Annotated in this window: 14 protein-coding genes and 3 rRNA genes; 3 read left to right on the top strand and 14 right to left on the bottom strand. The window is 67.5% G+C overall.

The window, feature by feature from the left end; genetic code table 11:
* Positions 1 to 7 precede the first annotated feature (7 nt).
* Entirely contained in the window at positions 8 to 688 is a 681-nt protein-coding gene (locus tag AB5I40_RS00085; protein ID WP_370936337.1) for a GntR family transcriptional regulator, read from the bottom strand.
* A gap of 135 nt (positions 689 to 823) precedes the next feature.
* Between AB5I40_RS00085 and AB5I40_RS00080 the strand changes: the two genes are divergently transcribed.
* On the top strand, positions 824 to 2,251 hold the full coding sequence (locus AB5I40_RS00080; RefSeq protein WP_370936336.1) for an NCS1 family nucleobase:cation symporter-1: 1,428 nt from the start codon (positions 824 to 826) through the stop codon (positions 2,249 to 2,251).
* On the top strand, positions 2,251 to 2,961 hold the full coding sequence (locus AB5I40_RS00075; RefSeq protein WP_370936335.1) for an aspartate/glutamate racemase family protein: 711 nt from the start codon (positions 2,251 to 2,253) through the stop codon (positions 2,959 to 2,961). Before AB5I40_RS00080 ends, AB5I40_RS00075 begins: the two co-directional genes overlap by 1 nt.
* A 67-nt stretch (positions 2,962 to 3,028) precedes the next feature.
* Here AB5I40_RS00075 and AB5I40_RS00070 read toward each other — a convergent pair whose 3' ends face one another.
* The gene (locus tag AB5I40_RS00070) at positions 3,029 to 4,165 is read right to left on the bottom strand and encodes an acyltransferase (RefSeq protein WP_370936334.1); all 1,137 of its coding nucleotides are present in this window, start codon (positions 4,163 to 4,165) and stop codon (positions 3,029 to 3,031) included.
* Positions 4,166 to 4,559: 394 nt separating this feature from the next.
* On the opposite strand from AB5I40_RS00070, the gene AB5I40_RS00065 reads away from it, so the two are divergent.
* Complete coding sequence (locus AB5I40_RS00065; RefSeq protein WP_370936333.1) at positions 4,560 to 6,452, top strand: glycosyl hydrolase family 18 protein; 1,893 nt, start codon at positions 4,560 to 4,562, stop codon at positions 6,450 to 6,452.
* A gap of 195 nt (positions 6,453 to 6,647) precedes the next feature.
* Here the strand turns inward: AB5I40_RS00065 and AB5I40_RS00060 are convergent, their stop codons facing one another.
* The 12 genes from AB5I40_RS00060 to AB5I40_RS00005 all read right to left on the bottom strand — a co-directional run bounded on the left by AB5I40_RS00060 (position 6,648) and on the right by AB5I40_RS00005 (position 22,755).
* A complete protein-coding gene (locus AB5I40_RS00060; protein WP_370936332.1) occupies positions 6,648 to 7,595 on the bottom strand; it encodes a copper transporter in 948 nt (315 codons plus the stop codon).
* Positions 7,592 to 8,776, bottom strand: a complete 1,185-nt coding sequence (gene steA / locus AB5I40_RS00055) for a putative cytokinetic ring protein SteA (RefSeq protein WP_370936331.1) — start codon at positions 8,774 to 8,776, stop codon at positions 7,592 to 7,594. Before steA ends, AB5I40_RS00060 begins: the two co-directional genes overlap by 4 nt.
* A gap of 102 nt (positions 8,777 to 8,878) precedes the next feature.
* Positions 8,879 to 10,027 carry a DUF1266 domain-containing protein gene (locus AB5I40_RS00050; RefSeq protein ID WP_370936330.1) on the bottom strand — a complete coding sequence of 383 codons (1,149 nt, stop codon included), beginning with the start codon at positions 10,025 to 10,027 and terminating at the stop codon, positions 8,879 to 8,881.
* A 10-nt stretch (positions 10,028 to 10,037) separates the two neighbouring features.
* Entirely contained in the window at positions 10,038 to 11,822 is a 1,785-nt protein-coding gene (recN, locus tag AB5I40_RS00045; protein ID WP_370936329.1) for a DNA repair protein RecN, read from the bottom strand.
* Positions 11,823 to 11,919: 97 nt separating this feature from the next.
* Positions 11,920 to 12,849: an NAD kinase gene (locus AB5I40_RS00040; protein ID WP_370936328.1), complete on the bottom strand. Its 930-nt coding sequence runs from the start codon at positions 12,847 to 12,849 to the stop codon at positions 11,920 to 11,922.
* Positions 12,846 to 13,664 (bottom strand): TlyA family RNA methyltransferase, encoded by an 819-nt coding sequence (locus AB5I40_RS00035; RefSeq protein WP_370936327.1) that lies wholly within the window; start codon positions 13,662 to 13,664, stop codon positions 12,846 to 12,848. Before AB5I40_RS00035 ends, AB5I40_RS00040 begins: the two co-directional genes overlap by 4 nt.
* Before the next feature lie 5 nt (positions 13,665 to 13,669).
* Positions 13,670 to 13,876, bottom strand: coding sequence for a hypothetical protein (locus AB5I40_RS00030; protein ID WP_009079580.1), 207 nt, complete (start codon positions 13,874 to 13,876; stop codon positions 13,670 to 13,672).
* Positions 13,877 to 13,892: 16 nt separating this feature from the next.
* A complete protein-coding gene (locus tag AB5I40_RS00025; RefSeq protein WP_370936326.1) occupies positions 13,893 to 14,870 on the bottom strand; it encodes an HAD-IIA family hydrolase in 978 nt (325 codons plus the stop codon).
* Complete coding sequence (locus AB5I40_RS00020; RefSeq protein WP_370936325.1) at positions 14,863 to 17,418, bottom strand: hypothetical protein; 2,556 nt, start codon at positions 17,416 to 17,418, stop codon at positions 14,863 to 14,865. Before AB5I40_RS00020 ends, AB5I40_RS00025 begins: the two co-directional genes overlap by 8 nt.
* Positions 17,419 to 17,625: 207 nt before the next feature.
* Positions 17,626 to 17,742: ribosomal RNA gene (gene rrf / locus AB5I40_RS00015) — 5S ribosomal RNA — on the bottom strand.
* A gap of 85 nt (positions 17,743 to 17,827) precedes the next feature.
* Positions 17,828 to 20,939, bottom strand: a 23S ribosomal RNA gene (locus tag AB5I40_RS00010).
* A gap of 296 nt (positions 20,940 to 21,235) precedes the next feature.
* Positions 21,236 to 22,755: ribosomal RNA gene (locus AB5I40_RS00005) — 16S ribosomal RNA — on the bottom strand.
* The 16S, 23S and 5S rRNA genes sit together here, the layout of an rRNA operon.
* Positions 22,756 to 22,890 lie beyond the last annotated feature (135 nt).

Here is a 22,890-nt window from a genome sequence, read left to right as displayed (position 1 = left end):
CCCCAGCTCAGCCCGCCGGGCGCTCGTCCTGCTCGTCGTCGCCGAAGAGGTCGCGCAAGGTCACCGCGCGGTTGACCCGGACGTGCTCGGCGGCGTACTCGCGCGCCCGCTCCACGTCGCCGGACCCGATCGCGTCCACCAGCCTGCGGTGCTCGTCGAGCAGTTCATCCCAATGCTCGTTCTGGCTGGTCAGCCACCGCAGCTGCCCTTCGAGCGGATGCAGCATCGTGGTGAGCAGCCGGTTGCCCGCGATGGCGATGATCTCGTCGTGCAGCCTGCTGTTGACCTCGGAGATCCGCGCACCGTCACCACCCTGGGTGACCCGCGCGGACTCGGCGAGCAGCCGCTCCAGCCGCCGCATCTCCGGCTTCCCGGCCCGTTCCGCGGCACGTGCGGCGGCGAGGCTTTCCAGCGCCTCCCGGACGTCGAACAGCTCCTCGACGTCCACCCGAGCCAGCTGCCGCACCACCACCCGCCGCGGCGAAGGCACGACGACGAACCCTTCGGATTCCAGGCTGCGGATCGCCTCGCGCACCGGCACCCGCGAGACCCCGAGATCCTCGGCCAGTTCGCGCTCGACCAGCCGGTCCCCCGGCCGCAGCCGACCGGTCAGGATCCGCTCGCGCAGCTCGTCGAGCACCCGGGCGCGCGTCGCCGCGAGCGGCTGCCGATCCTCGGTGGCGCCCACCCGTCCCCCTCTCGCCGACATCGGACATCGGCGAGTTTATCGGGTGGAGGGTTGACTCAGCAGCCATCCGGAGCGATATTTGGGATCCCAAGTTTGGGATACCAAAGCTGCCGGCACGTCGACCGGAGGTCTGCAATGACGCACGCCCCGTCCACCGAAACCAGCGCGACCAGCACCGTCGAACCCGACCCCCGGCTGTGGAACGAGGACCTCGCGCCCGCCAAGGAGCGCCGCTGGAAGGTGTACGACATCTTCGCGCTCTGGATGTCGGACGTGCACAACCTCGGCAACTACACCTTCGCCGCCGGGCTGTTCGTGCTCGGGCTGTCGGCCTGGCAGGTGTTCACCGCGCTGCTGTTCGGGTTCGTGATCATCTTCTTCGGGATGAACCTGATGGGCCGGATCGGCCAGCGCACCGGCGTCCCGTTCCCGGTGGTCGCGCGGATCAGCTTCGGCACGTTCGGCGCGAACCTTCCCGCGCTGATCCGCGCGGTGATCGCGATCTTCTGGTACGGCATCCAGACCTATCTCGCGAGCGTCGCCATCACGCTGCTCGTGCTGGCCATCGACCCCGGCCTGAAACCGTTGACCGAGCACAGTTTCCTCGGCCTGCACGCGCTCGGCTGGATGTGTTTCGTGGCGCTGTGGCTGGTGCAGGCGTTCGTGCTGACCCGCGGCATGGAGGCGGTGCGGAAGTTCCAGGACTGGTGCGGCCCGCTGATCTGGATCGTGATGATCGCGCTCGCGGTCTGGATCCTCGCCGCGAGCCACTGGCACATCTCGTTCACCAGCAGCCCGCGGCACCTGTCCGGCGGCGAGCAGGTGCGGCAGTGGTTCGGCGCGGCCGGGCTGATCCTGTCCACCTACGGCACGCTGATGCTCAACTTCTGCGACTTCTCCCGCAACGCCCCGGACCAGAAAACGGTGCGGCGCGGCAACTTCTGGGGCCTTCCGGTGAACTCGACGGCGTTCGCGCTGCTGTCGGTGATCGTCACCGCGGGCAGCCTGCAGGTGTTCGGCGAGGCGATCACCGACCCGGCCGAACTGCTCGCCAAGGTGCACAACACGCCGGTGCTGATCATCGGGGCGCTGACCTTCGCCATCGCCACCATGGGCGTCAACATCGTCGCGAACTTCGTCTCCCCCGCCTACGACCTGGCCAACATCTGGCCGAAGCGGATCTCGTTCACCGTCGGCGGGATGATCAGCGCCGTCGCCGCGCTGTGCGTGCTGCCGTGGAAGCTGTACTCGTCGCCGGTGGTGGTCAACTACTTCCTCGGCGGGCTCGGCGCGTTCCTCGGGCCGCTGTTCGGGATCATGATCGTCGACTACTACCTGATCCGTCGCGGCAAGGTCGACGTCGAGCAGCTGTTCGTGCGCGACGGCAAGTACCCCAAGGTGAATCCGCGCGCGATGGCCGCGTTCTTCCCGTGCGCCGTGCTGTCCGCGGTGGTCGCGCTGGTGCCGTTCTTCGCGCCGGCCGCGCCGTACTCGTGGTTCCTCGGCACCGCCAGCGCCGGGTTGCTCTACTACGCCGTTTCGTACCGCCAGCGGAGGGCTTGATGCGGATCCTCGTCACCAACTGCAACACCACCGAGGCGATGACGAAGGAGATCGAGACCGGAGCGCGGGCCGCGGCCAGCCCCGGGACCGAAATCGTCGCTCTGACGCCGAAGTGGGGCCCGGAATCGGCAGAGGGCTGGCTGGACAGCTTCCTGTCCGCCGCGGCGGTGCTGGACCTGTTGCGCACCACCGAGGAATCGTTCGACGCGGTCGTCCTCGCCGGTTTCGGCGAGCACGGCCGCGAGGGCGCGCGGGAACTGCTGGACGTGCCGGTCGTCGACATCACCGAAGCCGCGGCGCATCTCGCCGGGCTGCTCGGCCGCCGGTACGGAGTGGTGACGACGCTGGACCGCACGTGCGGACTGATCGAGGACAGCCTGCATTCGGCCGGAGTGGACCGGAACTGCGTCGCGGTCGTCGGCACCGGGCTGAGCGTGCTGGAGCTGCGCGACGAGGAACGGACCGAATCAGCCCTGCTCACCGCGGGATTGCGGGCCCGCGACGCCGGTGCCGAGGTGCTCGTGCTCGGCTGCGCCGGGATGACCGGGCTGGACCGCAAGATGTCGGCGATGCTCGACGTCCCGGTGGTCGACGGCGTAGCCGCCGCGGTCCGGCTCGCGGAATCCCTGGTGGCACTGGGATTGCGCACCAGCCGAGCCGGGTCTTACGCCCGCCCGCTCGAGAAACACCGGACCTGGCCCGGCGGATGATCGGTACGTGAGGGGAACCCTGAGGGAATCAGAGTCAATCAGGGTTCCCCTCACGTACCTTGGCCGCTCAGGCGCGCACCGGCACCCGGGCGCGGCCGGTCAGCGCCTTGCTCCACGGCAGCCGCCGCAGCACCTCGACGATGCCGAAGGTCAGCGCGATCGTCGCCGGGTACGCCACCAGCGTCGTCCACGGCGCGCCGAACCGGTCGCCGACGAAGACGAACAGCGGGTCCAGCAAGGCGATCGCGATCGGGTGGGTCAGGAACACCGCGAACGACCGGTTCACTGCCCAGGACACGAACCGCCCGCCGCGCTGCCTGCTCTCCGCCCAGCGCGCGCCCGCCAGGTAGATCCCGGCGATCGCCGCGACGAACCACGGGATCAGGTAAGGGCGGAAGGCGTCCGACGCCATCTCCGGCCACTCTCCGAAGCGGACGCTCACGAAGTAGCCGGTCTCCGCGATCACGAGCCCGCCCGCCATCGCCAGCAGCACCCACCGCGAATGCGTGCGCAGCCAGGCGTGCACCGCCTCGAAGTGCAGTGCCGCCGCGGTGCCGAGCAGCATGTAGAACTGGTACACGACGAAAGTCGCGAAAAACTGGCTCACGAAGCCGTATCCCAGCACGGCGGGCGGGTAGCTCATGAAGATCGCCACCGCCACCTGGATCGTGCCGGAGACCGCCAGCACCGTCCACGGACGGCGGCGGATCAGGTCGAACAGCTTGGCCAGCAACGGGAAAAGCAGGTACACCTGCAGCGTCACCAGCATGAAATACATGTGGTACCAGGCGTTTCCGGTGAGCAGGTCCAGCCCGAGCGTGCGCAGCTGCGCGCCGACCGACCCGAAGGGCTGGTCCGAGGTGATCAGCGAATAAACCCGGTAGATGACCGTCCACACCACGTACGGCACCGCGACCAGCGGGAACCGCCTGCGCCAGAACTTCCCCGTTTGCACCGGCCGATCGCGGTAGCCGAACACGAGCACGAACGCGGTCAGCGCGAAGAACGCTTCACGGGTGAGGTGCAGCGGCGTCTGGATCGCGTCGGCGACGACGTCCTGCTGGAACGTGGTGGAGCCGATCACGTGGATGAGGATGACCAAGGCGAACGTGACGACGCGGTACAAATCGAGCTGCCGCAGGTGCGTCGGCCTGGCGGGCGCCGGCTCGTCCGCACGGACGAGCGGGATCTCGGTAGTGGTCATCGTTCGGCCGTGCTCCCGGGGTCGTTGGCGCTCATGGTGCCAGGCTCTCGTGCGCAGCTGTGAGCCACCCATGATCTTCCTGAGACTCGCCTGATGCCGCGCGGGACGGGTGTCGGGTCAGCCACACCCGTACGGGTGAACCCGGTGCCGCCGCGCGGCACCGGACCACTCGCCCCGCCTGGAACAGGCCGTTCGTCGGGCGTTTCCGGACACTTCACCACAAATCGCCCCGGCCTGGAAATTGGTCTAGTCCACAGTATTGACTCCGGCTGTGCCCTGGTTCACATTCGAATACGGGCCGGCCCCAGCTCCTGCAGTGATCACCCGTCGTCCGACGCTTGCCGCGCATTCCCGTGCGGCAGGCGGACTTCGCTTGTGCGAGGGAGAAACGCTTATGCCCCACCGGACCTTGAGACCGCTGGCCGTGGCCTGCGCCGCCGTGGCCGCCGTGGTCGTGGCCGGTCTCACCATCCTGGCCCGGCCCGCCCCGGCCACCGCGACGCCCGCGCCCTCCTCGGGAGGGATGCGCATCGCCTACTTCGACCAATGGAGCATCTACCAGAACGCCTACTACCTCAAGAACGTCGACAAGATCGCCGACAACATCGACTACCTGCTCTACGACTTCGAGAACATCGACCCGACCAACCTCACCTGCTTCGAGACGACCAAGGCGACGACCCCCGACCCCGGCGGCGAGGACGACCCGAACGCGGGCGACGGCGCGGGCGACCAGTTCGCCGACTACCAGAAGTCGTTCGGCTCGGACATCAGCGTCGACGGTTCCGCCGACACCTACAACATGCCGATCGTCGGCAACTTCCACCAGCTGCAGGAACTCAAGGCACGGCACCCGAACCTGAAGGTGCTGCTGTCGCTCGGCGGCTGGACGTATTCGAAGTACTTCTCCGACGCCGCCGCCACGGACGCCTCGCGCAAGAAGTTCGTGAGCTCCTGCATCGACATGTTCATCAAGGGCAACATCCCGAACGCGGGCGGCTTCGGCGGCCCCGGCACCGCCGCGAACATCTTCGACGGGTTCGACATCGACTGGGAGTACCCGGCGCACCCCGGCGGCCACACGGGCAACCACTACAGCCCGAACGACACCCAGAACTTCACCTCGCTGCTCGCCGAGTTCCGCGGCCAGCTGGACGCGCTGGGCAAGCATTACGCGCTCTCGGCCGCCCTGCCCGGCGGTCAGGACAAGATCGCGAAGATCCAGACCGACAAGATCCACCAGTACATGGACTTCGCGGACCCGATGACCTACGACATGCACGGCGCGTGGGACAAGACCGGTCCGACGAACTTCCAGGACCCGCTCTACCCCTCGCCGAACGACCCGTCCACGCCTATCCCGCCGGGCACCGAGAAATACACCATCGATCAGGTGATGAAGGCTTACACGCAAGGGGATCCGGCGTACGGCATCCCCGGCGGGTTCCCGGCGTCGAAGCTGACCTTGGGCATTCCCTTCTACTATCGCGGCTGGACCGGCGTGCCCGCGGGCTCGAACCACGGGCTGTACCAAACCGCGACCGGCCCGTCCGCTCCGCATCCGTTGAGCGGCAACGTGCCCGGCGTGGCGATGTACAAGGAACTCTCCGGCGTGGTCGACAATCCGTCGACGACGTTCTGGGACCCGACAACGCAATCCGCGTGGTTCTACGACGGGACGAGCTTCTACGGCGGTTCGTCGAAACAGTCGATCAAGGCGCGCACCGATTACATCCATTGCAACGGCCTCGGCGGCGCGATGATGTTCTCGCTGTACGACCTCGACCCTGATTCGACGCTGTTCCACGCCGTCGTGGACGGGCTCGCCGCGCCGACGGAGGGCTGTTCCGGCCCGCCGCCGACCACCCCGACGACGCCTACCACGCCGACCACACCCACGACCCCGACTACGCCGACAACCCCGACCACGCCCACGACACCGACCACTCCGACGACTCCGCCGGGCGGCCAGTGCACGGCGGCGGCCTGGGACTCCGGCAAGGTCTACAACGGCGGCGCGGTCGTGTCGTACAACAACCACACCTGGACGGCGAAGTGGTGGACGCAGGGCGAGCAGCCCGGCAGCGCCGACGTCTGGACGGACAACGGAGCCTGCGCCGGCGGCGGCGGTCCCACGACCGCGTGCCCGGCGGCGTGGAACACCTCCCAGTCCTACAACGCGGGCGCGGTGGTGTCCTTCAACGGCCACCGCTGGTCCGCCAAGTGGTGGACGCGAGGCGAACAGCCCGGCAGCGCAGCGGTCTGGGCTGACAACGGCGTCTGCTGACCCCGCAGCAGGCGCGTGAATAACGGCGGCGGTACCGGATTCCCTACCCCGAAGGGAATCCGGTGCCGCCGCCGGCTCTTGCCGAGATCCGCCCGGTCGCGGCGGACGCGACAAAGTCAGCGGCGGTACCGGATTCCCCCACCCTCGAAGGGAATCCAGTGCCGCCGCTGACTCTTGTGCGGGAGGCGGAAAGTCTCAGTTCCCCGAAGCGGCCACGCCCGGCGCGATCGCCTGCGCGTTGCCCGCGATGCCGTACCGGCCCGAACCGCCGTTGAGCTGTTCCTGCAGCGCCAGAATCGTCGCGACCCGGCCCGCCGCCGAATCCGCGTTGTCCACAGTGGACAGAATCGACGTCGCCGAAGTGTCGGCGCGCACCACGCCGATCGGACCGGCACCCTCAGCCGAACCCGGGTCGCCGGCGAGCACCGTGCCCGCGCCGGAACGGTCCATCTGCGCCGCGAAGCGCGCGATCGTCGCGGCGCGATCGCCCGCGCCGTCACCGGTTTCCTGAGCGCCGGTCAGCACGATCGCCAGCTGCGCAGGCTGCACGCCCTGGCTCGGCTTCACGAAACCGCCGTCGGTCAGTCCGCCGAGCGCGGCGGCCAGTTCGTCGCCGCTCGACTGCGGTTTCGCGCTCGCCTTCTCCAGCAGCAGCGTCGAACCGAGCAGCGCGCCGGCGAGCGTGCCGGAGTCGCCCGCGGTCGGGAACTTCGCCCCGGCCGGCTGCAGCCGCGTGACGACGTCGCGCAGCTGGTCGGCCTTCGCCGGGTCGGTGAACGCGTTGGTGAGCTGCAGTTCGCCGGTCACCGAGGCGCCGGACTGGCCCACGAGCTTCTTGAGCGCGTCGCGGTCGGCCGGGCGCGCGTCCTGCGTGGTGACGATGACGACGCTGCGCTTGTCGAGCGCGCCCGCGACGACCTTCGGGCCCATCGTCCCGGCGAACGCGTCCGCGTCGGACAGCCGCGCCTTGAGCGCGTTGCGCTGCGCCTCCAGGTCGGACACCTGCGTGCCGAGGTCTTTCTTCTGGTCCGCGAGCCCGGACAGCAGCGAACCGTTGAGCGCGGTCGAGCCCAGCACCACGCCGACGGCCAGCGCCAGGAAGCACGCGGTGATGGAAACGATGTGGTACCGCAGGGAAATCACGTGAAGAGACCCTTCACCCAGGCGACGAACGTGGACCAGGTGTGCTGGATCCACTCGAGGTAGACGGAGCCGACGTCGGAGACCAGCAGCGCGGCCACGACGACGACGATGGCGGCGAGGACGAGCAGGGCGACCGCGCCGAGCGACACCCGGCTGCGGTGCAGCGTCGCGACGGCCTTGCCGTCGACCAGCTTCGTGCCGAGCTTGAGCCGCGTGAGGAACGTGGACGGGTTCGACCCGGACCGGCCGTGGTCGAGGAATTCCCGCAGCGTGGCCTGAAACCCGACGGTGACGACGAGGCTCGCGCCGTGCGCGTCGGCCAGCAGCAGGGCGAGGTCCTCGGCGTTGCCGGTCGCGGGGAAGGTGACCGCGCCGATGCCGAGGTCCTGGATCCGCTCGACGCCCGGCGCGTGCCCGTCCGGCTGCGCGGGGACGACCACCTCGCCGCCGCTGCGCAGCGTCGCGGTGCCGATCCCGGTCGGGTCGCCGACCATGACATCAGGCTGGTAACCCTGCGCACGCAGGGTGTCCGCGCCGGCGTCGACGCCGACCAGCACCGGCCGGTGCTCGCCGATGTACTTCTTGAGCTTCTTGAGGTCCTCGGCGTGCCCGGTCCCCGCGGCGACGACCAGCACGTGCCGGTCGCGCACCGGGACCTTCAGCTCCGGCACGCCGACGCCGTCGAGGATCAGCGTCCGCTCGCGGCGGAGGAACTCGATCGTGTTGGCGGAGAAGGCTTCCAGCTGGGTCGACATCCCGGCCTTGGCCTCGATCATCTGGTCGGCGACGCTTTCCGGGGTCTGCTCGACCCCGGTAGCCAGCTGCCGCTCCCCCAGGTAGACCGCGCCCTCGTGCACGCGCAGCTTCGTGCCGTCCTTGACGGTGCGCAGCAGTTCGCCGCCGACCGAGTCGATCAGCGGAACGCCCGCCGCCACCAGGATTTCCGGGCCGAGGTTGGGGAACCGGCCGGAGATCGACGGCGACGCGTTGACCACCGCGGCGACCTCGGCGGCCACCAGCGCGTCGGCGGTGGCCCGGTCGAGGTCGAGCTGGTCGAGCACGACGATGTCGCCGGCGCTGACCCGGCGCAGCAGCTCCCGCGTGCGCCGGTCGACCCGCGCGACACCGATGACGCCGGGAAGGGCTTCGTGGTTCCGCGCGAGAAGACCAGTGAGCTTCATGTGGCTGATGGTGACAAATTTGTGCCTGGGGACAGAGCCGACGCGCCGAAGCGGACATGACTCGTTGTGGTGAGCCATGTCGCGCGGGGTGCGGAACCGGGGTTAACTGTGCGGTCCGCCGGCTCCGAAATCGAGGTTGGACCAGGGACTCGCGGGATCGTTCAGCAGCCGGTGGCGGACCCGGGCGGCCGAAACGTACTCCGGCCCGAATTCCTCGCCGTCGAGCGCGAGCAGCCTGCCCAGCACGTAGCCGGTGGCCAATTCCGCCCACGATTCGTGGTAGCGGCGGGCGATCGCGCCTGCCTCCAGCACCATCAGTTCAGCCGTGAGCGCATCGCAGTACCCGACCGCCAAACCCCAGCGCGCCAGCTCGACCGCGCGGCCGACGTCCCAGCCGATGATGCTGTCCACCACGCCGTCCGGAGCGAGCAGGCCGTCGGCGCGGAACCGCTGTTCGTACCGGACGATCCGGCGCACCGCGTCGATGAGCGGTTCGGCTTGGTCCTCGGCGTCGTTGTCGGCGCACCACTGCCGGACGAGCTCGACCCAGCCGTAGAAGTCCAGCGCCAGCCCGCTGCGGGCGCGCAGCACGAGCACCAGGTTTCCGGTGGTGAGCTGGTAGGAATCGCCGAGCAGCCGGTCCATCGCGGCCCGCCAGCCCGCCGCGTCCGCGACGCCCCACCAGTCGCGCAGGCCGCGGACTTCGGCGACGTAATCGTGGTAGCGCGCGTCGAGGACGTTCCACGGTTCGGCCGACAGCACCGCCTGATGCGCGCCGCATGCGAGCGCGTGCGCGACCGGACCGTCGAGAAGCCCGTACCTCGCCGTGTAAAGCCGTTCGACCTGCTGCTCGACCGCGGTGACCCGGTGCGGGTTCGCGTCGACCCACGGCAGCACGGCGTCCGCGCCCACCCGCCATTCGGCGAGCGTGCCGCGGTTGAACACGACCTGTTCTTCGCGGCCGAGACCGTGCGTGGCCCAGTCGAGATCCCCGCTGAGAAACACCACGTCCGTACCGAAATCCGGCAGCGCGCCGCGGGTGAAGACCTGCAGCGACGGTTCGCCGCCGTGCGCGCAACAGGCTTTCGCGGGCGACCAGGTCCGCTCCTGAGCGAGCCGTTCCGCTTCGTCCCGGTGTATCGGCACGAAGAGCTCCTCGTCGCCGAGGAGTTCGAGGAAGCGGTCGAGATCGTCCTCCCGCCGCGCGCGGGCGAGTTCGGCTTCGACGTCGGCCAGCGTGGCCCAGGTCATGGAATCCGCCTCAGCCCTTCTTCGCGCGCTTGCGCTTCGCGCCGGTGTTCTTCGCCTTGTCTTTCTCCGCGGTGGCAAGCAATTCCTCGGCGTGCGCACGGCCGGTCTCGGTGCCGTCCATGCCCGCGAGCATCCGCGCCAGCTCGCGCACCCGGTCGCTCTGGTCCAGCGTCTTCACACCGCTGCGCGTGACGCCGCCGCTGGTTCCCTTGTCCACCACCAAATGCTGATCGGCGAACGCGGCGACCTGCGGAAGGTGCGTGACCACCAGAACCTGGTGCGTGCGCGCGAGCCGCGCCAGCCGCCGGCCGATCTCCACCGCGGCCCGGCCGCCGACCCCGGCGTCGACCTCGTCGAACACCAGCGTTTGCACGGTGTCCGCGTGCGCCAGCACCACCTCGATCGCGAGCATCACGCGCGACAGCTCACCGCCCGAGGCGGCCTTGTGCACCGGCAGCGGCGGCGCGCCGTTGTGCGCCCGCAGCAGCAGTTCCACTTCGTCGACACCGTCCGGACCCGCGTGCACCGCGTGTCCGTCGATCGCGAGGGCCTGCCGGTCGCCGTGCTCGGCCGGACGCTGTTCAACGGTGATCTCCAGCTCCGCCTGGCCCATCGCGAGACCGGACAGTTCCTTGGTGATCGCCGTGGCGAGTTCGGCCGCCGCCTTGCCGCGCGCGGCGGAAACCTCCGTGGCGTGCGCGACCAGTTGCACAGCCAGCTCGTCGCGACGCAAAGCCAGCGCCGCCAACGCCTCTTCGGAGGTGTCCATCGATTCGAGCCGGCGACGCGCGTCCTCAGCCCACGCCAGCACCCCGTCGACATCCGCGGCGTACTTGCGGGTGAGCCGTTTGAGATCGGCCTGGCGGGCGAGCACCTTCTCCAGCAGCGCCGGGTCCGCGTCCAGATTCTCGACGTAACTGCCCAGCTCCGCGCCGACGTCGCTCAACAGCGTGGAGGCTTCCTCCAGCCGCGGCACGAGGTCGCGCAGCGCGGAATCCTCCGCCGACACCAGCCGTCGCACCGCCTCGCCGACCAGGCCGAGCGCGCCCGGCGCGTCCGGGTCGCCGTCCTGCGCGCCGGACACCGCCGCGTGCGATTCGGTGGCCATCGCGCGGAGTTCGTCGACCGCGGCCAGACGCTTGATCTGCTCGGTCAGCTCGACGTCCTCGCCCGGTTCAGGCGCGACCGCGTCGATCTCGTTCAGCCCGTGCTTCAGCAGGTCCGCCTGCTGCGCCATCTCGCGGGAGCGATTGGAGCGCTCGCTCAGCTCGGTGAGCACGGCCAGCCACTCCTCGCGGACCTGGCGGTACCGCGCGAGCGGCCCGCCCACGTCCTCGCCGGCGAACCGGTCGATCACCGCGCGCTGCTCGGCCGGGCGCAGCAGCCGCAGCTGGTCGTTCTGCCCGTGCACGGCGATCACCTGCTCGGACAGCTCGGCCAGCACCCCGACCGGCACCGACCGGCCGCCAAGGTGCGCCCGCGAGCGCCCGTCGGCCGCGACCGTGCGCAGCGCGATGACGCTGCCGTCCTCGTCGACGTCGGCCCCCGAATCGGTGACGATGCGGGCGGCCGCGTCGTCCTTGCCCACGGTGAACCGGCCCTCGACGAATGCCTTCAGCATTCCGTTCCGGACCTTCGACGCCTCGGCCCGTCCGCCCGAAAGCAGATGCAGCCCGGTGACGACCATGGTTTTGCCCGCACCCGTCTCACCGGTGACCACGGTGAAGCCCGCGTGCAGTTCCAGCAGGGCTTCCTCGATGACTCCGAGGCCCTGGATGCGCATCTCGGCCAGCACGACGCATACGGTAGCGGCCCGCACCGACGTTCTGTGCGTCCGAGGTCCGCTAACTCTTCTTTTCGCTGGTCGAACACTTGTGCGGGCGCGTCGCGAATCAGCCGCCCGGACGCTCCCCGCCGCGCCGGTCGCGCCAGCTGCGCACCGGCAGGCCGAACTTGTACACCAGCCGGTCGGTGAACACGCCGTCCCACAGCCGCACCAGCCGCACCGGCCGCCTGCCGCACACGACGCGCACCAGCGCGCCCGGCGGCAGGTCGAACGACCGCAGCCCGTCGCAGGTCAGCACGGCTTTCGGGCCGGTCGGGTCGATGCCGACGGTGATCACCGACTCGGGCGACACGACCAGCGGCCGGGCGAACATCGCGTGCGCGTTGCTCGGCACCACCAGCAGCGCCTCGACGTCCGGCCACAGCACCGGCCCGCCCGCGGAGAAGGCGTACGCGGTGGAACCGGTCGGCGTCGCGCACAGCACGCCGTCGCAGCCGAAGGACGACACCGGGCGGCCGTCGACCTCGATCAGCGCGTCGAGCACCCGCTCGCGGCTGAACTTCTCGACGCTGGCCTCGTTGAGCGCCCAGGTCCGGTAGATCTCCGCGCCGTCGGCGGTGACCGTGACGTCGACCGTCATCCGGTCCTCGACGTGGTATTCGCGGTCGACCACGCGCTGCACGGCGTCGGCGAGCGCATCCGAATCGGCCTCGGCGAGGAAGCCGACGCGGCCGAGGTTGACGCCGAGCACCGGGACCTCGGCCGGACGGGCGAGTTCCGCCGCGCGCAGCAGGGTTCCGTCGCCGCCGAGCACGAACACGAGCTCGGCTCCCTCGGCCGGATTGTGCTCGGGCGCGACCACGGTGCACGGCTTGGCCATGCAGCCGTCCGGGTCGATCAACTGGAGAACGTCCTCGTCGAGCACGCGCAGCCGGATCCCGGCCTTCGCGAATCGCTGGGACACCTCGCGGGCGGCCTCCCGGGTGGTGTCCCGGTCGGGGTGCACCACGAGGAGCACTTCACGTTCGGCGGTCACTGAGGTCCTTCCTGGACTGCGGCGCGAACGAGCCGCTCGGCATCGTCGCCGCCCGCGTCTTCCGGCTCCGTTTTGCGGAGCCACACGAAGTATTCGACGTTCCCGGAGGGCCCGGGCAACGGGCTCGCGACGACCCCGCGCAGCGACAGGCCGAGCTTCGCGGCTTCGGCGAGCACGCCCAGCACGGATTCGACACGCAGCTCGGGATCGCGCACCACGCCCCCGCTGCCGAGCCGGTCTTTGCCGACCTCGAACTGCGGCTTGACCATCGGCACGAGATCCGCGCCGTCGCGGGCGCATGCGACGAGCGCGGGCAGCACGAGTTTGAGCGAGATGAAGGAAAGGTCGCCGACGACGAGATCGACCTGGCCGCCAAGGACATCCGGCGTCAGATTGCGGACGTTCGTGCGGTCGAGAACCACGACACGATCGTCGGTCTGCAGCTTCCAATCGAGCAGCCCGCGCCCGACGTCCGCGGCGATGACCTTCTCGGCGCCGCCCCGCAGCAACACATCCGTGAAGCCGCCAGTGGATGCGCCCGCGTCGAGACAACGGCGGCCTTCGACGGTCAGCCCCTCAGGACCGAAACGCTCAAGCGCGCCAAGGAGTTTGTGCGCGCCGCGCGACGCCCAGCCCGGGTCGTCCTCGTCCTTCACGACGATCGGCGCGTCGTTTTCCACGCCGGTGGCGGGTTTCGTGGCGACCATGCCGCGCACGGTGACCTTGCCGCCGGCGATCAGCGCGGAGGCTTGTTCGCGGGAGCGCGCGAGTCCGCGCCGCACGAGTTCCGCGTCGAGCCTGGCCCGTTTGGCCACGCCGGTCAGACCTTGTCGATGCTGGACAGGGCCACGGTCAGCTCGGTGTGCACGGCCTCGAAGCGGTCCACGTGCTCGGCGGGCGGCAGCGTGTCGAGGTCGTCGAGCCCGGCGACGGCCTCGTCGATGCCCGCCCGCGGGTCAGTCTGCTGCGGGCCGGGTCCGGGGATCGGCGGGGGTCCGGGAACCGGCCGCGGAACGTTCGGGTGCACAGGCCCAAACTACCAGTCAGGCGAGCCCGAGCCCGGTCACTGCCGCCGCGGCCGCGTCGCCTTCCGCGCGCACCTGCGTCACCCCGGTCCGCCACGCCGAATCGCACAGCGCGCGCAGCAGGTCGAGCTTGTCCCCTTCGCCGCGAACGGTCAGCACGTCGTTCTCGCTGATTTCCCAGCCTGTTTGCTTCCCGATCCGCAATTCGTCCGCTGGCTGCGCGAGCGCGGTGAGATCCGCACCCAGATGCGTCGGCCGTTCCGCCGGAATCGCGGTGAGCAGCGTCGCCGGAGTCGCGATGCCGGTGAGGACGCACAGCGAGTCGAGACCCGCCGCGACCGCACCCGCGATGTCCGTGTCCAGCCGATCCCCGACCACCAGCGGACGCTTCGCCTTCGCCGACCGTGCCGCCGTTTCGAACAGCAACGGCTCCGGCTTTCCCGCGACGACCGGTTCCGCGCCGGTGGCGATCTTCAGCGCGCCGACCATGGATCCGTTGCCCGGCATCAGCCCGCGCTCGGTGGGCAGCGTGCTGTCGGTGTTCGTGGCGACCCACAGCCCGCCCGCGCGGATCACGATGCTCGCCTCGGCGAGGTCCGCCCATCCGGTTTCCGGCGAATGTCCTTGCACCACCGCGGAAACGTCGTCGCCCGCGGTCCGTACCGGCTCCAGCCCCGCCGCGGTGATCTGGTCGCCGAGCGAGGCCGTGCCGACGATGAGCACCTTCGCTCCGGCGGGCAGCCGGTCCCGCAGGAGCGCGGCTGCCGCCTGAGCGCTGGTGTGCACCTCTTCGGTGTCCGCGGCGATGCCGAGGTCCCGGAGGTGCTCGGCGACCGCGGACGGGGCCTTGGACGCGTTGTTGGTCACGAACCGGACCGCCGTGCCCTGCTCGCGCACGGCGGCCACGGTTTCCGCGGCCCCGTCGATCACCTGCGGCCCGTGGTACACGGTGCCGTCGAGATCGAACAGCAGCGCGTCGTAGGCCACGTCAGTCATCCGACCCGGTCGGCTCGCCTGACTCGTTCGGCTCGGTTGCCTCGGCCGGTTCGTTCGCCTCGTTCGACGCGTTCGCGAGATCCGCGGCGCGCTCGGCGGCGTCGGTCTCGTCCTCGGCGTCGGCCTCAGCGGCGTTCAGGAACCACTGCACGGCCTCTTCCTTGCGCCCGGCCGCCTCGAGATTGTCGGCGTAGGCGTAGAACAGGCGCGCGCTCCACGGGTCGCGCTTGGCCGCCGCGAGGTCCGGCCCCTGCAGGGACACGACCGCCGCGTCCAGCTGCCCGAGGTCGCGCCGCGCACCCGCCGCGACGATCGCCAGCTCGACCTGGGTCGCCTTGGTGAGCCGTTCCTTGTCGGTCTCCTTGGCGAGGTCCAGCGCGCGCTCCGGACGGCCCAGCGCGCGCTCGGCGTCCGCGATGATCGCGATGTGCTCGTCGCTGCGCGTCATCCGCCGGACGGCGCGCAGTTCGGACAGCGCTTCCTGCCAGTTGCCCGCGTGGTAGGCGACCAGCCCGAGCCCTTCGCGCACGATCGGCACCCGCGACGCCTTGGTCTTCGCGTACCGGGCGTGCTCGAGCGCGGCTTCCGGGTCTTCGTCGACCAGACCGCCGGCGGCGACCAGGTGCTTCCCGACGGTCTCCGCGAGCCCCTTCGGCAGGGTCCGCAGCTCGCGGCGGACCTCTTCGTCGAGGTCGGAGAACTCGATGTCCTCGGGCAGTTCCGGCGCTTCGAGCAGCTCGCGCGCCAGAGCGGCGTCCTGCTCCTCGACGGTCACCGGGCGCTTGGTGCGGGGACGGTCGTCCCTGCGGTCGCGCCGGTCCCGGCTGTCGCGGTCTCCCCGATTGTCCCGGCTGTCCCGGCCGCCGCGGTCGTTGCGGCTGTCGCGGCTGTCGCGCTCCCGGCGGTCCTGCCGCTCGCCCCGGTCCTCGCTGCTGTCGCGTCGCTCCTGGCCCTCAGTGGCCCCGGCACTCTCGACGCGCTCCGCCACGACGTCAGCGCCCGCAGTCACCTCGTCGACGACTGCGGATTCCGCGGCCGACGGGGTCTCCTCGACCTCGTCCCGCCGCCCCCGGAAGCCGTCGTCCTGACGGTCCTTCCGGAAACCGCTGTCGCGCTGGTCCTTGCGGAACCCGCCGGAGTCGCCGTCGCGATCGCGCCGGAACCCGCCCGAACGGTCGTCCCGCCGGTCCCCGCCAGGCCGCTTGCCGCCATACCCGCCGGACCGGTCGTCACGGCGGAACCCACCGGAGCGGTCGTCCCGCCGGTCGCCCCGGTAACCGCCCTCGTCACGCCGGTCGCTGCGGTACCCGCCGGACCGGTTGTCACGATCATTGCGGAAGCCGCCCGAACGGTCGTCCCGCCGCTCCCCGCGCTGACCGCCTTCGTCGCGCCGGTCATTGCGGTATCCGCCCGGCCGGTCGTCCCGCCGGTTGTCGCGGAACCCGCCGGAGCGCTCGTCCCGGCGATCCCCGCCGCGGTAGCCGCCCTCGTCGCGCCGGTCGCTGCGGAAGCCGCTCGAACGGTTGTCCCGGCGGTCGTCGCGGTCGTTGCGGAACCCGCGGTCGTCGCGCCGCTCTCCCCGGTTCCCGCCGGAGCGATCGTCGCGGAATCCACCGGAACTCCGGTTCCCGCCACGGAATCCGCCATCGCGCGGACCGCGGTCGTCCCGATCCCGGTAGCCGCCGGGCTTGCCGCCACGGTCGTCGCGGAAACCACCAGGCTTGCTGCCCCGGTCGTCGCGGAATCCACCGGGCTTGCTGCCCCGGTCGCCCCGGTAGCCGCCACGCGCGTCGCGATCGCCGGGCTTGCCGCCGCGGTTGTCGCGGTCGCCGTAACCGCCGCGCCGGTCGTTGTCACGGAATCCGCCGGATCCGCGCCGATCGTCGCGGAAACCGCCGCTCTGGGAGTCCTTGCCGCGGTATCCGCCCGGTCCGCGCCGGTCGTCGCCGCCCGAGTACCCGCCACGGCGGTCGTCGCCACCGCGCCGGTCGTCGTTCCAGCGGCCGCCGGACCGCTCGCCGTACGACGACTTGCCCTGCGGACGCCCGCGGTCGCCGTAGGAGGATTTCCCTTCCGGACGGCCCGAACGGTCGCCGTAAGACTTGCCGGGCCCGCCGGAGCGTTCGCCGTACGCGGAACGCCCTTCGGAACGGTTGCCGTAGGACGAGCGTCCCTCGGAGCGGTCGCCGTAGGAGGACTTGCCGCCGGAACGGTCACCGTAGGACTTGCCCTGCGGACGGTCGAACTCGCGCTTGCCGCGGGGGCGGAACTCGCGGTCGTCGTCGCGTTTGCCGGCGTATCCGCCGCGCTGTTCGCGGGGACCGTCGCCGTGGCCGGGGCGGCCGGCGAAGCCGCCGGAACCGCGGGCGCCGCGGTCGTCCCGACGGGGCCGGCCCTGGTGGGCGTTGTCCCGTCCGCCGCGATCCTGCCGCGCGCCGCGCCGGTCTCCCCGGGGCGCGTCGGACCTGCCGCCGCGGGAGTCCTGGTCGCGGCGAGCCGACCGACCGGACCCCTCATCCGCTGAGTCTCGTCGACCGAACTCGGACACCTGGCCTCCTGCCATAGACAACTCTGGAATTCTGAGGACGGCCCCCGGTACGAGGGCCAATTGACTATCCTACGGGCCCGTTCGGAGCAACCTCGCGCGGGCGGACCTGGGCCGGCCCGCGCCCTGCTCGAGCGGACGCGAACATGAGTCTGGGCCCCGGGAGAACCAGCGGGGGTTCTCGACCGGGGCCCAGACTTCTCAAAGTAAGTTCGGCGGTGTCCTACTCTCCCACAACCCTTCGGTTGCAGTACCATCGGCGCAGTCAGGCTTAGCTTCCGGGTTCGGAATGGGACCGGGCGTTTCCCTGACGCTAAAACCACCGAAACACTCCGAAACAACACACACCCTGTCACAGTCGTGACAGCCGGTGTGGTGTTTCAGAACCGTAGAGTGGATGCGAGCGATCTTTGTGGGCAAGTCCTCGGCCTATTAGTACCAGTCAACTCGACAACACATTACTGTGCTTCCATTTCTGGCCTATCAACCCAATCGTCTCTTGGGGGCCTTAACCCACATAGGGGTGGGATACCTCATCTTGGAACAGGCTTCCCGCTTAGATGCCTTCAGCGGTTATCCCTTCCGAACATAGCCAACCAGCCATGCCACTGGCGTGACAACTGGCACACCAGAGGTCCGTCCGTCCCGGTCCTCTCGTACTAGGGACAGCCTTCCTCAAGTATCCTGCGCGCGCGGCGGATAGGGACCGAACTGTCTCACGACGTTCTAAACCCAGCTCGCGTGCCGCTTTAATGGGCGAACAGCCCAACCCTTGGGACCTACTCCGGCCCCAGGATGCGACGAGCCGACATCGAGGTGCCAAACCATGCCGTCGATATGGACTCTTGGGCAAGATCAGCCTGTTATCCCCGGGGTACCTTTTATCCGTTGAGCGACACCCCTTCCACCAGGAGGTGCCGGATCACTAGTCCCGACTTTCGTCCCTGCTCGACATGTCTGTCTCACAGTCAAGCTCCCTTGTGCACTTGCACTCGACACCTGATTGCCAACCAGGCTGAGGGAACCTTTGGGCGCCTCCGTTACCCTTTAGGAGGCAACCGCCCCAGTTAAACTACCCATCAGGCACTGTCCCTGAACCAGATCATGGTCCGAGGTTCAGATTCCCAATCCGACCAGAGTGGTATTTCAACAACGACTCCACACCCACTAGCGTGAGCGCTTCACAGTCTCCCACCTATCCTACACAAGCCGAACCGAAAACCAATACCAAACTATAGTAAAGGTCCCGGGGTCTTTCCGTCCTGCCGCGCGTAACGAGCATCTTTACTCGTAATGCAATTTCGCCGGGCCTGTGGTCGAGACAGCCGGAAAGTCGTTACGCCATTCGTGCAGGTCGGAACTTACCCGACAAGGAATTTCGCTACCTTAGGATGGTTATAGTTACCACCGCCGTTTACTGGCGCTTAAATTCTCAGCTTCGCGCCGAAGCGCTAACCGGTCCTCTTAACGTTCCAGCACCGGGCAGGCGTCAGTCCATATACATCGTCTTGCGACTTCGCATGGACCTGTGTTTTTAGTAAACAGTCGCTTTCCGCTGGTCTCTGCGGCCAACCACCGCTCCACTTGCGTGAAGCTTCACGGTGCTTGGCCCCCCTTCTCCCGAAGTTACGGGGGCATTTTGCCGAGTTCCTTAACCACAGTTCACCCGATCGCCTTGGTATTCTCTACCTGACCACCTGTGTTGGTTTGGGGTACGGGCCGTGCATGCACTCACTAGAGGCTTTTCTCGACAGCATAGGATCACCCACTTCGCCTCAAACGGCTACGCATCACGTCTCAGCCTGTTGCCATGCGGATTTGCCTACATGACGGCCTACACGCTTACACCAGGACAACCATCGCCTGGCGGAGCTACCTTCCTGCGTCACCCCATCGCTTGACTACTACGGAATCAGGTCCCACGCTCCACACGGCACTTCCGTCCGAAGACTTCCATGCCGGCTTCGGGTGGTTAGTGTCAACCGCCTCGCCATGGGCGCACATGCTCGGGTACGGGAATATCAACCCGTTGTCCATCGACTACGCCTGTCGGCCTCGCCTTAGGTCCCGACTTACCCTGGGCGGATTAGCCTGGCCCAGGAACCCTTGGTCATCCGGCGGCAGAGTTTCTCACTCTGCATTCGCTACTCATGCCTGCATTCTCACTCCCGCACCCTCCACGACTCGCTTCCGCGGCCGCTTCCCTGGATGCAGGACGCTCCCCTACCCATCCACACCACTGCACCGAATCCGAAGAAACGGCGGATGTATTGTGTGAATGACACAGCTTCGGCGGTGTGCTTAAGCCCCGCTACATTGTCGGCGCAGGACCACTTGACCAGTGAGCTATTACGCACTCTTTCAAGGGTGGCTGCTTCTAAGCCAACCTCCTGGTTGTCTGGGCAATCCCACATCCTTTCCCACTGAGCACACACTTAGGGGCCTTAGCTGGTGTTCTGGGCTGTTTCCCTCTCGACGACGAAGCTTATCCCCCGCCGTCTCACTGCCGCGCTCTCACTAACCGGTATTCGGAGTTTGGTTGATTTCGGTAACCCGGTAAGGCCCCTAGACCATCCAGTAGCTCTACCCCCGGCAAGAAACACGCGACGCTGCACCTAAATGCATTTCGGGGAGAACCAGCTATCACGGAGTTTGATTGGCCTTTCACCCCTACCCACAGCTCATCCCCTCAGTTTTCAACCTAAGTGGGTTCGGGCCTCCACGACGTCTTACCGTCGCTTCACCCTGGCCATGGGTAGATCACTCCGCTTCGGGTCTAGACCACGCGACTATATCGCCCTATTCAGACTCGCTTTCGCTACGGCTACCCCACCCGGGTTAACCTCGCCACGCAGCACTAACTCGCAGGCTCATTCTTCAAAAGGCACGCCATCACCCGAAGGCTCTGACGGCTTGTAGGCACACGGTTTCAGGTACTCTTTCACTCCCCTCCCGGGGTACTTTTCATCTTTCCCTCACGGTACTCGTCCGCTATCGGTCTTCAGGAAGTATTTAGGCTTACCGGGTGGTCCCGGCAGATTCACAGCAAATTCCACGAGCTCGCTGCTACTCGGGAACACCACCAAGACCTACAACGACAGCTTTCGCGTACGGGGCTCTCACCCGCTCCGGCCGCCCGTCCCAAGGCGTTCCGCTAACCATCGCGTACATCCGGAGAAATGTCAGTCTCTCCAAGGTGGGTCCCACAACACCGCCTGCACAACGCCTGACAGCTTGACATGCAAACGGTTTAGCCTCTTCCGCTTTCGCTCGCCACTACTCACGGAATCACTTTTGTTTTCTCTTCCTGCGGGTACTGAGATGTTTCACTTCCCCGCGTTCCCTCCACACCGGCTATATATTCACCGGCGGGTAACACCACATCACTGGTGCTGGGTTTCCCCATTCGGAAATCCTCGGATCACAGCTCGGTTGACAGCTCCCCGAGGCATATCGCAGCCTCCCACGTCCTTCATCGGCTCCTGAAGCCAAGACATCCACCATGTGCCCTTAACAACTTGACCACAAAGATGCTCGCATCCACTCTACAGTTCTCAAACACCACACCAGAAACAACGTGTGTTGCCTCAGGACCCAACAGCGTGCCAGCAAACAACCCACCACCCGGATCGACGACCGGCCTTCCACGCGGCAAGCCGCAGTACTAACCGGCGGTCTCAACCACCGCGATGAGCCTTAACCAGTAGTTCCACAATTCCTTGAGCAACCAGAGCAAAACCGCGTGCGGGTTTTAAACTCCGGCCACCCCGCCGAGGTTGGTCCGGGTATCCCGGCCTGGCGGATGTGTTGTGCTCCTTAGAAAGGAGGTGATCCAGCCGCACCTTCCGGTACGGCTACCTTGTTACGACTTCGTCCCAATCGCCAGTCCCACCTTCGACCACTCCCTCCCAAAAGGGTTGGGCCATGGGCTTCGGGTGTTACCGACTTTCATGACGTGACGGGCGGTGTGTACAAGGCCCGGGAACGTATTCACCGCAGCGTTGCTGATCTGCGATTACTAGCGACTCCGACTTCACGCAGTCGAGTTGCAGACTGCGATCCGAACTGAGACCGGCTTTAAGGGATTCGCTCCACCTCGCGGTATCGCAGCCCTCTGTACCAGCCATTGTAGCATGTGTGAAGCCCTGGACATAAGGGGCATGATGACTTGACGTCATCCCCACCTTCCTCCGAGTTGACCCCGGCAGTCTCCCACGAGTCCCCGCCATGACGCGCTGGCAACGTAGGATAAGGGTTGCGCTCGTTGCGGGACTTAACCCAACATCTCACGACACGAGCTGACGACAGCCATGCACCACCTGTACACCAACCACAAGGGAAGCCCCATCTCTGAGGATGTCTGGCGCATGTCAAGCCCAGGTAAGGTTCTTCGCGTTGCATCGAATTAATCCACATGCTCCGCCGCTTGTGCGGGCCCCCGTCAATTCCTTTGAGTTTTAGCCTTGCGGCCGTACTCCCCAGGCGGGGCGCTTAATGCGTTAGCTACGGCACGGACAACGTGGAATGTCGCCCACACCTAGCGCCCAACGTTTACAGCGTGGACTACCAGGGTATCTAATCCTGTTCGCTCCCCACGCTTTCGCTCCTCAGCGTCAGTATCGGCCCAGAGACCCGCCTTCGCCACCGGTGTTCCTCCTGATATCTGCGCATTTCACCGCTACACCAGGAATTCCAGTCTCCCCTGCCGAACTCAAGTCTGCCCGTATCGACCGCACGCTCCACGTTAAGCGTGGAGATTTCACGGCCGACGCGACAAACCGCCTACGAGCTCTTTACGCCCAATAATTCCGGACAACGCTCGCACCCTACGTATTACCGCGGCTGCTGGCACGTAGTTAGCCGGTGCTTCTTATCCAGGTACCGTCACTTGCGCTTCGTCCCTGGCGAAAGAGGTTTACAACCCGAAGGCCGTCATCCCTCACGCGGCGTCGCTGCATCAGGCTTGCGCCCATTGTGCAATATTCCCCACTGCTGCCTCCCGTAGGAGTCTGGGCCGTGTCTCAGTCCCAGTGTGGCCGGTCACCCTCTCAGGCCGGCTACCCGTCGTCGCCTTGGTAGGCCATTACCCCACCAACAAGCTGATAGGCCGCGGGTTCATCCTGTACCGCCGGAACTTTCCACCACCACAGATGCCTGCAGTGGTCATATCCGGTATTAGACCCAGTTTCCCAGGCTTATCCCAGAGTACAGGGCAGATTACCCACGTGTTACTCACCCGTTCGCCACTCATCCCCGGCCGAAACCGGTTCAGCGTTCGACTTGCATGTGTTAAGCACGCCGCCAGCGTTCGTCCTGAGCCAGGATCAAACTCTCCAACAATGCTGTAAAGTTCGATCGAGACTACTTTCTCAATCATTCTCAAAGGAAACCCCGACGAGGGGTTTCAAATATAAGCTCTACTGGCTTAGTTCACTAGCACACTGTTGAGTTCTCAAGCAACACACCCCGAACCAA

The sequence above is a fragment of the Amycolatopsis sp. cg13 genome, from assembly GCF_041346965.1.
GTDB lineage: Bacteria > Actinomycetota > Actinomycetes > Mycobacteriales > Pseudonocardiaceae > Amycolatopsis.
Note: the sequence above shows the minus strand (reverse complement) of the source record. Positions and strands in the feature narration are given on the sequence as shown.

Excerpts from the sequence above, each read along its gene's own strand:
- AB5I40_RS00080 (WP_370936336.1), top strand. The coding sequence starts at position 824 with ATGACGCACGCCCCGTCCACCGAAACCAGCGCGACCAGCACCGTCGAA.
- AB5I40_RS00075 (WP_370936335.1), top strand. The coding sequence starts at position 2,251 with ATGCGGATCCTCGTCACCAACTGCAACACCACCGAGGCGATGACGAAG.
- AB5I40_RS00070 (WP_370936334.1), bottom strand. The coding sequence starts at position 4,165 with ATGACCACTACCGAGATCCCGCTCGTCCGTGCGGACGAGCCGGCGCCC.
- AB5I40_RS00065 (WP_370936333.1), top strand. The coding sequence starts at position 4,560 with ATGCCCCACCGGACCTTGAGACCGCTGGCCGTGGCCTGCGCCGCCGTG.
- steA (WP_370936331.1), bottom strand. The coding sequence starts at position 8,776 with ATGAAGCTCACTGGTCTTCTCGCGCGGAACCACGAAGCCCTTCCCGGC.
- AB5I40_RS00050 (WP_370936330.1), bottom strand. The coding sequence starts at position 10,027 with ATGACCTGGGCCACGCTGGCCGACGTCGAAGCCGAACTCGCCCGCGCG.
- AB5I40_RS00025 (WP_370936326.1), bottom strand. The coding sequence starts at position 14,870 with ATGACTGACGTGGCCTACGACGCGCTGCTGTTCGATCTCGACGGCACC.